Below are 12,843 nucleotides of genomic sequence, written 5' to 3'. Positions count from 1 at the left end.
CTACCACTTAAATCTTCCAGTCGTAATCTACAGTGAGTGGTGCGTGGTCCGAAAATTTTTCATCTTTATAAACAGCAGTTTTCTTAGCGGTTTGCGCAATACCTGGTGTGCTGATGTGATAGTCAATGCGCCACCCTACGTTTTTTGCATAGGCTTGCCCGCGATTGCTCCACCAGGTGTAACAAGCTTCAGTTGCCTCAGGTTCAAGCTGGCGATAGACATCAACGTAACCCACTTTGTTAAATAGATTGCTGAGCCATGCGCGCTCCTCTGGCAAGAAGCCAGAATTTTTGAGATTACCTTTCCAGTTCTTTAAATCAATTTCTTGATGAGCAATATTCACGTCGCCACAAAGAACGATTTCACGACCAGACTTTTTAAGATCGATGAGATGAGGTAAAAAGCTGTCGAGATAGCGGTATTTGGCCTCTTGTCGCTCTGGTGAGCTTGAACCAGAGGGCATATAAACCGAAATGACAGAAAGCCCCTTAAAGCGTGCTTCTACATAACGCCCCTCAGCATCGAACTCTTCATTGCCATACCCGTACAAGACCTCATCAGGCTTGTGGGGGGTATAAATACCGCAGCCGCTATAGCCTTTCTTCTCGGCATGATGGAAAAAGGCATGCATGCCATCGGGATTGAGAATGGCGTCTTCTAAATCATCACGCTGGGCCTTGAGTTCTTGCATGCAAATGAAGTCAGCTTTTTGCTGACCAGCCCATGGCAGAAAGCCTTTTTTGACTGCGGAACGGATACCGTTGAGGTTCGCGGAAATGATGCGTAACATGTAGGCCTATGAGCTCAAATAATTCAAATCAAGATAACTTTATACGTTTTGCCTTAGAGGCAAAGGTTTTGTCCTTCGGGGAGTTTAAAACTAAAGCGGGCAGACTCTCGCCTTATTTCTTTAATGCCGGTGAATTCAACGACGGCGCTCGTTTGAGTGCGCTAGGCCGCTACTATTCCAAGGCATTACAAGAATCGAAGTTGCAATTCGACATGCTTTATGGCCCAGCCTATAAAGGCATCACACTTGCGGCTGCTACAGCAATCGCTTTGGCTGATGATGGCATCAACGTTCCTTACGCCTACAACCGCAAAGAAGCAAAAGATCATGGCGAAGGTGGCGTCTTGGTGGGCGCTCCTGTTAAGGGGCGAGTGGTGATTATTGATGACGTGATTTCTGCTGGAACCTCTGTAAGAGAGTCTGTGGATCTGATTCGTAAAGCTGGAGCAGAGCCTGCTGCAGTATTGATTGCTTTAGATCGTATGGAGCGTTCGGGTAATGCCGTTGAGGTTGGTGATAAATCTGCTGTACAAGCAGTAGAACAAGAGTTTGGTTTGCCGGTGATCTCGATTGCTAACCTAGCTGGCTTGATGTCTTTCTTAACTGCTTCAAGTGATACTCAGTTAACTAATTATTTGCCTGCAGTAAGAGCCTACCGCGAAAAATACGGCATCTAAGAGCAAGCGCTCTTAGATTTCTGTCTCACCTTCAAATACAGTAACCGCAGGACCAGTCATGATGACTGGTTGAGCAACGCCATCAATGGTTCCTGCCCACGCAATCTGTAGGTCGCCTCCACGTGTATGAACCTTTACCGGTGAATCTAATAAGCCCCTGCGAATGCCAGAAACAACTGCTGCACAAGCACCGGTTCCGCAAGCTAAAGTTTCTCCTGCGCCGCGCTCAAACACGCGTAATTTAACTTCGTTGCGATAGATGACTTGTAGGTAGCCTGCATTCACTCTTTTGGGGAACGCAGCAAACTTTTCAATCTCAGGGCCTTCCTCGAGGACGGGCGCGCTATCAACGTCGCCAACTACTTGCACTGCATGTGGGTTGCCCATGGATAAGACCCCTACCAAACTATCATGGGTAGCAGGGTGGTTTAAGGGGAGTGCATATAACGTTTCTTGAAACTCTTGAACACTCGCTAAACCATTGGCATTAAATGGAATGAGGCTATGCTCAAAAATGGGAGCCCCCATATCCACTTCTACTTGCCCATCCGCATGAGATTTGAGGGTGATAACAGTATGCGCCACTTCTACACGTAATGGGTTCTTGTTGGAAAGACCTTGATCGAGTACAAAACGTACAAAGCAACGTGAGCCGTTGCCACATTGCTCTACTTCGCCGCCGTCAGCATTAAAGATGCGATAGCGAAAATCAGCATCTGGGCGCGTCGCCTTTTCAACCAGCAGAATTTGATCTGCGCCAATGCCAAATTGACGATGGGCTAATGCTTGCCATTGCTCACGTGAAATACCGCTGAGATCTTGATCAATGCCATTGAGCACAATGAAGTCATTGCCAGCACCATGCATTTTGGTGAAGCGTAACTTGCGTATTGGATTGTTTGTGTTGGTGCTCAAAATATTTCCATTTAATCGTAAAGACTAGGTTCGCCAGGCGGCCTATGTTTAAAGCGCTTATGTACCCAATAGTACTCTGCTGGTCTTTCACGAACAAGCTCCTCAATATATTGATTGAGACGTGCAGTATCTTGGTCGGGATCATCGCTTGGAAAGTTTTCGAGCGGTGCTCCAATATTACATATGTAACCCGTTTTATTTGCGTTTAAAAAAGTCGTCATTAAACACACTTCTGCCCCGCTGAGCTTAGCTAGACGTGAGACAGAAGTTACGGTGCTGGTAGGAATGTTAAAAAATGGAACAAAAATGGAGTCGCGTGGGCCTAGATCGATATCCGGGGCAATGACAACAAAGTTTCCGCTTCTAGTTTCCCTAATAAGATCTCGCAGTCGACTTTGCCTTTCAATCGATTTAGCCCCAAAGCGATCTCGCCACTCAACCATTTTTTGATTGAAAAATGGATTCTTCATTTTTTGGTAAAGACCCGCTCCACGTGGCCAACCATTTTTCATGCCGAGGGCTGAGAGTGCCATAAAACCACCCTCAAGACCAACAAAATGTGGGTTTACTAAAATACGCGGCTTTCGATCGCCCAATGGGACTTGAGATTCAAGATGCACAAAAGACAAAATTTGTTTACTTGTTCCCAGCCATACTCTGCTTCGCTCTACAACACTGCGCCCAAATAATTTCCAGTGCTCAATTGCAAGCTTGTTAATTTCTTGCTCACTTAGATTCGGAAAGCACAAACGCAAATTAGTTTTGACTACTTTGCTACGCCCATTCGGAATGTGGGCTGCAAGCCAACCTAGGCCATAGCCAACATGGACAGTAATCGTATAGGGTAAAAAAGCAAAGAGGCGCAGAAGACTGAGCGCCAAGAAATTGAAGAGGTTTTGTAACCAGGTCATTCCAGAAATAATAACGAATTTATTTAATTGCTTGGGGGCAATTCTGCACCGGCGGGATGCTTGTAGCGGTTATATGACCAAATGAATTGCTCGGGTGCAATAAGCACTGCATTTTCAATTGCAACATTAAGCTCCGCAGCTGCTATGTCGGCATTCTCGGACAAGGGCGCAAGACGTGTTGCTTGCATTAACCAGCCAGCCCCAATACCTTTGCGTTTAGCGGTAAACATCACTACTGGCGTGTTGTTGCGGTTAGCAAGACGAGCTGGCAACGGGGTTGTATAAGCAGGACGCCCAAAGAATGGCACCCATACACCTTCGCCACCGCTAGGCACTTGATCTGGAAGAATGCCAATGGCCTCGCCTCTAGTCAGTGCCCGAGTCATTTGACGAACGCCATTAAGGTTGGTCGGAACAAAATGCATATTGGGATAGGCGCGACCCTCTTCAACTACTTCGTTAAGCCATTCTTGGCGTGATGGTCGATAGAGAATGGTTGCAGGAAAATGTTGGGCTAACACGCGAGGAATAATTTCAAAGCCACCCAAGTGAGGGGTGAGCATTACCAAACCATGACCTTCGCTGATTGCTGCTTCAACGACATCCCAGTTATGAACCTCAACTAATTTAAGAGCTTTTTCTGGATTGCGCCAAATCCACAGACTGTCTGAGAACAGCATGCCAGAGGCCCTAACTGCCCCCCAAAGCCGGAAGGGAAGGCCTCGATCATTCACCACAGCCTCATACTGCGGCCGAAAGAGAGAGCGGTATTGCTTGGAGCCGACATAAGCAAGCATGCCTAAAAAAGCCCCAATCAGCTGTACTAGAGCAAGGGGAAGCACGGCAATCGTATTGAGGCAGAGCTTAAGTAAGAGTTTTCGCACACCCTAATGATATTCAATGCCGCTCTCAGTGTGTGGATTTTGGCCTTCCTTGATGGATTGGACGTTTTTCGGATAAAATCCATTCATCGCTGAGTTAAGACAACTTGCAGAGCGATTCATAAATTCTGCTAAAGCGTCGCCGTTGTAGTTCCTGGCACGTCGAGTTGTCCAAATGATGTGTTAATTAAATAAGGAATATGCAATGGCAAATGATTACTTCTTTACCTCAGAATCAGTCTCTGAAGGTCACCCCGATAAAGTAGCAGACCAAATCTCTGATTCGATTCTCGATGCCATCTTGGCTCAAGATCCAACCGCACGTGTTGCGGCAGAAACTTTGTGCAACACCGGCTTGGTAGTTTTGGCCGGCGAGATCACTACGAACGCTAACGTTGATTACATCCAAGTTGCACGCAATACCTTGCGCGAAATTGGATACGACAACACTGACTACGGTATCGACTACAAAGGTTGTGCAGTATTAGTTGCCTACGACAAGCAAAGCCCTGACATTGCTCAAGGCGTTGATAAAGCTCATGATGACGGCTTGGATCAAGGCGCTGGCGACCAAGGCTTAATGTTTGGTTACGCTTGTGACGAGACTGCAGAGTTGATGCCTTTGCCAATTCACCTTTCACACCGACTGGTTGAGCGTCAATCCCAGTTGCGTCGTGATGGTCGTTTGAATTGGTTGCGCCCTGATGCTAAGTCACAGGTCACCTTGCGTTATGTGGATGGCAAGCCCGACTCTATTGATACCGTTGTACTGTCTACTCAGCACGATGAAAATATTTCTCTCGAGAAATTGCGTGAAGCAGTCATTGAAGAAATCATCAAGCCAGTATTGCCTAAACATTTGATCAAAGGTGCTATCAACTTTTTGGTTAACCCAACAGGTCGTTTTGTTATCGGCGGTCCACAAGGCGATTGCGGTTTAACTGGTCGCAAAATTATTGTGGATACCTACGGCGGTGCAGCCCCCCACGGCGGCGGCGCTTTCTCTGGCAAAGATCCATCCAAGGTTGACCGTTCTGCTGCATACGCTGGCCGTTATGTTGCGAAGAACGTGGTTGCTGCTGGCTTGGCAAGCAAGTGTTTGATTCAGATTTCTTACGCGATTGGTGTTGCGAAACCAACTTCAGTAATGGTGAGCACATTTGGCACAGGCAAGATTTCAGATGAGAAGATTGCTCAATTGGTTTCCGAGCATTTTGACTTGCGTCCAAAAGGCATTGTGAAGATGCTCAACCTCTTGCGCCCAATTTATAAGAAGACTGCTGCTTACGGCCACTTTGGTCGTGAGGAACCAGAATTTACTTGGGAGCAAACAGACAAAGCGGCTGCATTACGTGCCGCAGCAGGTCTGTAAGTAGGAAATACGCAGTTTGTAGGCGTATTGAGGCGAAATATGCAGTAATTGTTTACAATTACTGCATACCTTCAAGGAGCGTTGCAAGGAATGCTGAGACCCAGTACTTCCCCAGGCTTGAAGGGAGTGGATTCCTAAACGGAGTTTGCTAATTGCAACCGCGCTCGCTAACCCATGATTCAATGGCTAGCGAGTTTCTACTCCAGCATTGGATCGTATTTAGCTGGAGCATTAATGAATACCGTTTCTGATTTAAATAACTTTGTAGCAACTCGTTGCGCAATTGCTGATATCACTTTGGCTGACTTTGGTCGAAAAGAAATTGCGATTGCTGAAACGGAGATGCCTGGCTTGATCGCAATTCGTGATGAGTTTGCTGCACAGCAGCCACTCCGTGGCGCACGCATTACTGGTTCATTGCATATGACTATTCAAACAGCTGTGCTGATTGAAACTCTGGAGGCACTTGGTGCTGAAGTGCAATGGGCTTCATGCAATATTTTCTCTACACAAGATCATGCTGCTGCTGCAATTGCTGCTAACGGCACTCCTGTGTTTGCTATCAAAGGCGAAACCCTTGAGCAGTACTGGGACTTTACCCATCGTATTTTTGAGTGGGCGGATGGCGGCTACACCAACATGATTTTGGATGACGGTGGCGACGCTACTTTGTTATTGCACCTTGGTGCTCGCGCTGAAAAAGATCAAGCCTGCTTGAATCACCCAACTAGCGAAGAAGAAACTATTTTGTTTGCGGCCATTAAAAAGAAATTGGCGCAAGATCCTACTTGGTACTCAACACGCTTGGAAAAAGTAAAAGGCGTTACAGAGGAAACCACTACAGGCGTACACCGTTTGTATCAAATGTTTGCCAAGGGTGATTTGAAGTTCCCAGCAATCAACGTAAACGACTCCGTTACTAAGAGCAAATTCGACAACCTGTACGGTTGCCGCGAATCTTTAGTTGATGCGATTAAGCGCGCTACTGACGTGATGGTTGCTGGTAAGGTTGCAGTAGTTTGCGGCTACGGCGACGTGGGCAAAGGTTCTGCACAAGCATTGCGTGCTTTATCTGCTCAAGTGTGGGTAACAGAAGTTGACCCAATTTGTGCATTGCAAGCTGCAATGGAAGGTTACCGTGTTGTAACTATGGATTACGCTGCTGACAAAGCAGATATCTTTGTTTCTGCAACAGGCAACTACCATGTGATTACGCATGACCATATGGCAAAGATGAAGAACCAAGCCATCGTTTGTAATATCGGCCACTTTGATAATGAGATCGATGTTGCTGGTATTGAAAAATACAAGTGGGAAGAGATCAAGCCACAAGTTGACCATGTGATTTTCCCGGCTGCCAATGGCAAGCCTGAGAAGCGCATCATCATTTTGGCTAAAGGACGTTTAGTTAATCTTGGTTGCGGTACGGGGCACCCTTCTTACGTGATGAGCTCTTCATTTGCAAACCAAGTGATTGCTCAAATTGAATTGTGGAATGCAGTTGGTACAGATAAATACCCAATCGGTGTTTACACCTTGCCTAAGCATTTGGATGAGAAGGTTGCACGCTTACAACTCAAGACTCTCAATGCAGAGTTGACTGTGTTGTCAGATCAGCAAGCTTCTTATATTGGTGTAACGAAGGAAGGCCCGTACAAGGCTGACCACTATCGCTATTAATCCAATTAACATTCAATAGATACCTAGGCCCAAAATCATGGAATTAAGCGTTGAATTCTTTCCTCCAAAAACACCTGAAGGTGAGAGTAAGTTACATCTTGTGCGCGAGCGTTTCAGTGAAACACTCAAGCCTGCGTTTTATTCCGTGACTTTTGGCGCTGGTGGCTCTACACAGTCTGGCACATTAAAAGTGGTAAGCGACATACATGCTGCTGGTGCAGCAGTTGCCCCACACTTATCTTGTGTTGGCAGCTCACGTGAAAGCGTGCGCGAAATGTTGAAGCAATATCAAGCCTTAGGCGTAAAGCGAATTGTGGCTTTGCGCGGTGACTTACCTTCTGGTATGGGCCAGTATGGCGAGTTTCATCATGCCAATGAATTAGTAGAATTTATTCGCGCAGAGACAGGCGATTGGTTTCATATTGATGTAGCTGCTTACCCAGAGACGCATCCTCAGGCCAAGTCACCTGCTAGTGATGTTGATTTCTTTGTGCAAAAAATGAAAGCGGGTGCGAACTCCGCTGTTACACAGTATTTTTATAACAGCGATGCGTACTTCCGCTTTGTGGATGAGGCATATGACTTGGGCGTTACTCAACCCATCATTGCTGGAATCATGCCAATCACAAACAGTAGCCAGTTATTAAGATTCTCCGATGCCTGCGGTGCAGAAATCCCACGATGGATTCGTTTGCGCCTTCAATCCTATGGCGATGACATTGCCTCTATTCGTGCATTTGGTGAAGAGGTGGTCACGGATTTGTGCGATCAGCTGCTAACTGCTGGTGCACCTGGAATCCATTTCTATTCGCTAAATCAGGCTGATGCTGTTTTGGCGATTGCCGATAACTTAGACTTAACGAAGTAATCTAGCTGTACAAGCCAGACTCTGTTAGGAGCATATCCAGGGGCTCATCATGTGTTTGAGGGCCCCATTGGGAATCATCTAGTTTTTGCCAATCAAATCCAATCCCAATGCAAACAAGCTTGGGATTTTTCTGTCTGAGATCCGCTAGGGTCCGATCGAAGTAACCGCCGCCGTAGCCCAGGCGCCAGTACTGCGCTTTGCCATCCACCGCTGAGCTAGACCAACCCACGCAAGGAATAAGGATGCAGTCAGGAATGAGTTGTGGTCTTAAAACATTCTCTGGCCTGGGCTCAGGAACGCCATGCTGACTTGGAAGTAATTCATCACCCTCTTGCCACTCAAAGAAATCAAGATGCTGATCAGGGCGTGCAAATGGGAGCGCAAGTCGGCATTGATTGTCATTTTTCGCCCAGGTCAATAAATGAGGGCGCAAATCTATTTCGTTCTGAATGGGCCAATAAAGCGCTATCGATCGAATGGATTTTCCAGCCCCTGCTAAAAATTGGCTCAGATTTGCGATCAAGTTTGTTTCCGCAGTGGCATACCCATCCCCCAAAGCAAATTCTTTGCGTTGTTTTAATAAATCCTGGCGAAGAGTTTTTGGTGAATTACCGTGCATATCGACCATTATCAGGCGAAAATTAGAAGATATAGTAATCAAGTTGTTGTCCGGTTGCAGCCGTGCAAATACATATAGGGTTAGATCGCAAGAATGAAGTCCGCAATATTTAGTAGCAAGCACCTTTGGATGACCAAGATTATGATCTTGGGCCTAGCGCTGAGCATGTCTAGTAGCTTTGCAGAAAAGCTTAAAAAGCCAAGCCTGCCAAAGTCCTACGAGAGCAAAGCTGCGTCCGCGGAGGTTACCGATACTGATCGGATGTTTATCGATCTGCGTGAGGCTGCAAAAAAGAATGATGTGTTTCGGACACAGCAACTCTCTTCTGCTTTGGCAAATTATCCATTTGATGATTACGTAGCCTATTTCCGCATTAAGCCACAATTATTCGATAGTGCTGGCGGTGCGCGTAATGACTATAGCGCTGATGCCCAAGTGGTTGCTTTTTTAAATCAATATCAAGGTACAGCTTTGGCAGACCGGATGCGTAATGACTGGCTTTTGGTTTTGGGCAAGCGAAGAGATTGGGCGCGCTTTGATGCAGAGTACGCAAAATTTGTATTGGATGACGACACACAAGTGAAGTGCTACTCCCTGTTATCTAAGTTATTGCAAGGCGAAAATCCAACCAAGCTAGCAATTGATTCGCGATCGGTTCTATTGGACCCAAGTTACTTTGGGCAGGCATGTCAAGAATTGGTGCCATCGTTAGTTGCAGCCGGAGGAATGACTCCAAGTGAAGCTAAGGCAATTGGTCGCGCTGCAAGTGAAAGAGGTTTTGACACCATGGCGCGTCGCCTTGGCGGCGAAGATCCGATAGCAGATATTGTAAAAGCCGCTAAAGCCGATCCAGCAAAAGCCTATCGTGACTTTTCTCAAAATGCACCGCGTTACAGCAAAGAGAATCAAGCGGTCGCATGGGGTGTTATTGGACAGTTTTTAGCTAAGAAGTTAGATCCGAATGCGGATGATGCTTATCGTTTCCAGCAGGAGCTTGGTTACAACGAACTCCTTTCAGTTGAATCACAAGAATGGAAAGTACGAGCTGGCTTACGCGCTAAGGATTGGGTTCTAGTGAAGAATGCGATTGATGGCATGAATCCAGCGGTGCGCGCTAAAGATCCCGCATGGACGTATTGGTATGGTCGCGCATTAAAAGCGGAAGGCCAGGATGCTAAAGCCAAAGATAGTTTTGAGTTGATTGCCGATCAATACAACTTTTATGGTCAACTGGCGCGTGAAGAGTTGGGCAAATCCAATCATGCTCCCGCCAAGACCAAGGTAACTGAGCAAGAAATTGACGCAATGGCGAGCCGTAAAGGGTTTATTCGTGGTGAGCGCTTATATGCCATGAACTTGCGCTTTGAAGGTAATCGCGAGTGGAATTGGGAATTGCGCAATATGACTGATAAGCAGTTATTGGCTGCGGCTGAGTATGCGAAGCGCATTAACTTATATGACCGTGTCGTCAATACTGCTGACCGCACAAAACAAGAGCATGACTTTAGTTTGCGTTACCCAACACCATTTAAAGAAGAGCTATCCCCCATTGCACGCCAAATTGATCTGAATCTTGCTTGGGCATATGGCTTGATTCGTCAGGAGTCGCGCTTCATTATGAATGCTTCATCCTCTGTCGGTGCATCCGGCTTGATGCAGGTGATGCCTAATACGGCAAAGTATGTCGCTAAAAAAATCGGCATGACAAATTATACCAATGACAAGCTGAGCGATACCAATACGAATTTGACTCTGGGTAGTAACTATTTGAATATGGTTCTAGTAGATCTAGATGGTTCTTGGGTCTTGGCCTCGGCAGCATATAACGCGGGACCTTCACGTTCAAAGGCGTGGCGTGAAAAATTATCTGGCCCTACAGAGGGCGCTATCTTTGCAGAAACCATCCCATTTACTGAGACACGTGTATATGTGAAGAACGTACTCTCTAATGCAAATTACTATTCATCTGTAATGAACGGCCAGACACAATCTTTAAAGCAACGATTGGGTGTTATTGCACCGAAGGCTGCAACTCAATCTGAGCTTCCTTAAACGAGCAGTTACCTTATTGGGTAAAGAAAGTCTCATATGAAATACGACATCCTTCTGATTGGTGGTAATGGTTTTGTAGGGCGGGTCATTGCAGCACAACTTCAGCTTGCGGGCTATTCTGTATTGATTCCAACTGGCCATTTGGCTGCGGCACGTGAATTGCGTATGTTGCCGAAAGTTCACGTAGAAGAAGCTGATATTCATGAATTTGATGAATTACAGGGGCTTTGTGGACGCATTAAAGCAAATGGAGCAGTGATCAATTTGGTTGGCGTCTTACATGACAAACCGGCTCAGCCTTATGGAAAAGTATTCAAGGCGGCCCATGTAGATTTGCCAAAAAATATTATTACGGCGATGCAGTTGCATAGCCTAAAGCGCTATTTACACATGAGTGCATTAGGAGCTGATTCTAGTGGCCCTTCTATGTATCAGCGTAGTAAAGGTGATGGCGAGGCAGCTGTGAAGGCAAGCAATTTGGATTGGACTATTTTTAGGCCATCGGTCATTTTTGGAGCGCAAGATCAATTCATTAATTTATTTTCTAAGTTAACGAAGTTGTTTCCTGCTATGCCCTTAGCGAATCATCAGGCTCAGTTTCAGCCGGTGAACGTAGATGATGTTGCATCTGCTTTTGTGAAATCTCTATCAATGCCTCAAACGATTCATCAGTCCTATGACTTAGTCGGCCCAACCGTTTATACGATGAAGGAAATCGTTGAGTTTGCGGCTCGTAAGGCAAAAACCAGTTGCACCATTATTCCGGTGCCTGCCTTTGTTGGCTATTTACAGGCTCTCGCATTTGAATTTTTGCCCGGGCCAACCCTAATGTCGCGTGACAATATTGCCTCTATGCAATTGCCCAATACGTTACCTGAAAAAGGCGTTGATGCGTTGACGGACATATTCAAAATGAGTCGTCGTAGTTTGGAAGGCATGCAGTAATGAAAGTCTATGCAGTAGGCGGAGCTATACGGGATACCCTGATGGGCTTGCCTGTGCACGACATTGATTATGTTGTGGTCGGCTCTAGCGTAGAGGAGATGATTGCTAAGGGCTATCGTCCTGTAGGAAAAGATTTTCCTGTATTTCTGCATCCAGAGACACAGGCTGAATATGCGCTTGCACGCACTGAGCGCAAGACTGGTCAGGGCTATAAAGGATTTCATTTTTATGCCGATCCCTCCGTCACCTTGGAGCAAGATTTAGAGCGACGTGATTTAACAATTAATGCAATGGCGCAAGAAGTAGGCTCAGATGGAAAACAGTTTGGTCCGATTATTGATCCTTATAACGGCCAGGAAGATTTGGCTGCCAAAATATTTCGGCATGTGTCTGATGCATTTGCAGAAGACCCATTACGTCTATTACGTATCGCTCGATTCTCAGCACGTTTCCCGGAATTTAGCGTAGCCAATGAAACTCTGGCAGCCTTAAAAGCCATTGTTCAGTCAGGTGAATTGAAGGCCTTATCGGCTGAGCGTATTTGGCAAGAACTCGCAAGAGGTATGGTTGCTGCTAAGCCCTTACATTTATTTCAGGTCTTATTGAATACGGGTGCCGCTAGTACGCTATTGCCGTCGACATTGGTCACCAAGTTATCCGAAGAGTCTTTTCGCGAGGCGTTAATTGCGCATTTCTCATGTGCCGGCAATAGTTTGGATGAGCGTTGCGCAATTATCCTGATGGATTTACCCGCCATGGAAATTCGCTCGTGGGCCGATTGTGTACGCATGCCAATCGAAGTACGAGATTTCGCAGAAATATTTAGTGACCTGAAAGTTTTGGCAAATAAATGCCTTAACCATTCCTATCAGGCAGTAGATATTCTGGCTTGGTTTAATCGCGCAGATCTTTGGCGCAAGCCAGATCGTGTGCAGGCGATTTTGAATCTTGCTGACAATCTGGGAATGAATGTCTTGCCCTTGTTAAATGCAATGAGGAGCACCCAAACAATCAATACCGCAGAAATTATTTCTGGCGTGGCAGCTGAAGACCGCTCCAATGGCGAGCGGATAGGTAGCGCGTTCGAGTCTGCCAGATTGGCAGCAATCACTACAGCCCTAGAGGCTTAGGCG

General features: G+C 46.3%; 12 protein-coding genes and 1 riboswitch. Of the genes, 7 read left to right on the top strand and 5 right to left on the bottom strand.

What is annotated here, in order from left to right:
• Nucleotides 1-7: 7 nt before the first annotated feature.
• Entirely contained in the window at nucleotides 8-790 is a 783-nt protein-coding gene (locus PKF022_RS09335; protein WP_281776711.1) for an exodeoxyribonuclease III, read from the bottom strand.
• 8 nt (nucleotides 791-798) lie between these two features.
• Between PKF022_RS09335 and pyrE the strand changes: the two genes are divergently transcribed.
• Nucleotides 799-1,467: an orotate phosphoribosyltransferase gene (pyrE, locus tag PKF022_RS09330; RefSeq protein WP_281776710.1), complete on the top strand. Its 669-nt coding sequence runs from the start codon at nucleotides 799-801 to the stop codon at nucleotides 1,465-1,467.
• Between the two features lie 12 nt (nucleotides 1,468-1,479).
• On the opposite strand, the gene dapF is transcribed toward pyrE, so the two are convergent.
• The 3 genes from dapF to PKF022_RS09315 are packed head-to-tail and all read right to left on the bottom strand — an operon-like array spanning nucleotide 1,480 to nucleotide 4,177.
• Nucleotides 1,480-2,334 (bottom strand): diaminopimelate epimerase, encoded by an 855-nt coding sequence (dapF, locus tag PKF022_RS09325; protein ID WP_281777497.1) that lies wholly within the window; start codon nucleotides 2,332-2,334, stop codon nucleotides 1,480-1,482.
• Between the two features lie 59 nt (nucleotides 2,335-2,393).
• Complete coding sequence (locus PKF022_RS09320; RefSeq protein ID WP_281776709.1) at nucleotides 2,394-3,293, bottom strand: lipid A biosynthesis acyltransferase; 900 nt, start codon at nucleotides 3,291-3,293, stop codon at nucleotides 2,394-2,396.
• A 23-nt stretch (nucleotides 3,294-3,316) separates the two neighbouring features.
• A complete protein-coding gene (locus PKF022_RS09315) occupies nucleotides 3,317-4,177 on the bottom strand; it encodes a lysophospholipid acyltransferase family protein (protein WP_281776708.1) in 861 nt (286 codons plus the stop codon).
• Between the two features lie 202 nt (nucleotides 4,178-4,379).
• Between PKF022_RS09315 and metK the strand changes: the two genes are divergently transcribed.
• From metK to metF, 3 genes are all read left to right on the top strand, one after another.
• On the top strand, nucleotides 4,380-5,546 hold the full coding sequence (gene metK / locus PKF022_RS09310) for a methionine adenosyltransferase (RefSeq protein WP_216152593.1): 1,167 nt from the start codon (nucleotides 4,380-4,382) through the stop codon (nucleotides 5,544-5,546).
• A gap of 67 nt (nucleotides 5,547-5,613) precedes the next feature.
• Nucleotides 5,614-5,719, top strand: a riboswitch (S-adenosyl-L-homocysteine riboswitch).
• A 61-nt stretch (nucleotides 5,720-5,780) separates the two neighbouring features.
• Entirely contained in the window at nucleotides 5,781-7,226 is a 1,446-nt protein-coding gene (gene ahcY / locus PKF022_RS09305) for an adenosylhomocysteinase (RefSeq protein WP_215348088.1), read from the top strand.
• Nucleotides 7,227-7,263: 37 nt separating this feature from the next.
• Nucleotides 7,264-8,094 (top strand): methylenetetrahydrofolate reductase [NAD(P)H], encoded by an 831-nt coding sequence (gene metF / locus PKF022_RS09300; RefSeq protein WP_216231004.1) that lies wholly within the window; start codon nucleotides 7,264-7,266, stop codon nucleotides 8,092-8,094.
• Between the two features lies 1 nt (nucleotide 8,095).
• Here metF and PKF022_RS09295 read toward each other — a convergent pair whose 3' ends face one another.
• Nucleotides 8,096-8,713 (bottom strand): 5-formyltetrahydrofolate cyclo-ligase, encoded by a 618-nt coding sequence (locus PKF022_RS09295; RefSeq protein WP_281776707.1) that lies wholly within the window; start codon nucleotides 8,711-8,713, stop codon nucleotides 8,096-8,098.
• 129 nt (nucleotides 8,714-8,842) lie between these two features.
• Here PKF022_RS09295 and PKF022_RS09290 point away from each other — a divergent pair, with 129 nt between their 5' ends.
• The 3 genes from PKF022_RS09290 to PKF022_RS09280 are packed head-to-tail and all read left to right on the top strand — an operon-like array spanning nucleotide 8,843 to nucleotide 12,840.
• A complete protein-coding gene (locus PKF022_RS09290; protein ID WP_281776706.1) occupies nucleotides 8,843-10,765 on the top strand; it encodes a lytic transglycosylase domain-containing protein in 1,923 nt (640 codons plus the stop codon).
• Between the two features lie 36 nt (nucleotides 10,766-10,801).
• Nucleotides 10,802-11,710, top strand: coding sequence for a complex I NDUFA9 subunit family protein (locus tag PKF022_RS09285; protein ID WP_281776705.1), 909 nt, complete (start codon nucleotides 10,802-10,804; stop codon nucleotides 11,708-11,710).
• Nucleotides 11,710-12,840: a polynucleotide adenylyltransferase gene (locus tag PKF022_RS09280; protein WP_281776704.1), complete on the top strand. Its 1,131-nt coding sequence runs from the start codon at nucleotides 11,710-11,712 to the stop codon at nucleotides 12,838-12,840. The genes PKF022_RS09285 and PKF022_RS09280 overlap by 1 nt, the downstream gene beginning before the upstream one ends.
• Nucleotides 12,841-12,843: the final 3 nt, after the last annotated feature.

This window comes from Polynucleobacter sp. KF022, assembly GCF_027924105.1.
Lineage (GTDB): Bacteria > Pseudomonadota > Gammaproteobacteria > Burkholderiales > Burkholderiaceae > Polynucleobacter.
Note: the sequence above shows the minus strand (reverse complement) of the source record. Positions and strands in the feature narration are given on the sequence as shown.

Bases quoted from the DNA above. Each gene is read 5' to 3' on its own strand.
- PKF022_RS09290 (WP_281776706.1), top strand. From the start codon at position 8,843: ATGACCAAGATTATGATCTTGGGCCTAGCGCTGAGCATGTCTAGTAGC.
- PKF022_RS09320 (WP_281776709.1), bottom strand. From the start codon at position 3,293: ATGACCTGGTTACAAAACCTCTTCAATTTCTTGGCGCTCAGTCTTCTG.
- PKF022_RS09295 (WP_281776707.1), bottom strand. From the start codon at position 8,713: ATGCACGGTAATTCACCAAAAACTCTTCGCCAGGATTTATTAAAACAA.
- dapF (WP_281777497.1), bottom strand. From the start codon at position 2,334: ATGCATGGTGCTGGCAATGACTTCATTGTGCTCAATGGCATTGATCAA.
- pyrE (WP_281776710.1), top strand. From the start codon at position 799: ATGAGCTCAAATAATTCAAATCAAGATAACTTTATACGTTTTGCCTTA.
- metF (WP_216231004.1), top strand. From the start codon at position 7,264: ATGGAATTAAGCGTTGAATTCTTTCCTCCAAAAACACCTGAAGGTGAG.
- PKF022_RS09335 (WP_281776711.1), bottom strand. From the start codon at position 790: ATGTTACGCATCATTTCCGCGAACCTCAACGGTATCCGTTCCGCAGTC.
- PKF022_RS09285 (WP_281776705.1), top strand. From the start codon at position 10,802: ATGAAATACGACATCCTTCTGATTGGTGGTAATGGTTTTGTAGGGCGG.
- metK (WP_216152593.1), top strand. From the start codon at position 4,380: ATGGCAAATGATTACTTCTTTACCTCAGAATCAGTCTCTGAAGGTCAC.
- ahcY (WP_215348088.1), top strand. From the start codon at position 5,781: ATGAATACCGTTTCTGATTTAAATAACTTTGTAGCAACTCGTTGCGCA.
- PKF022_RS09280 (WP_281776704.1), top strand. From the start codon at position 11,710: ATGAAAGTCTATGCAGTAGGCGGAGCTATACGGGATACCCTGATGGGC.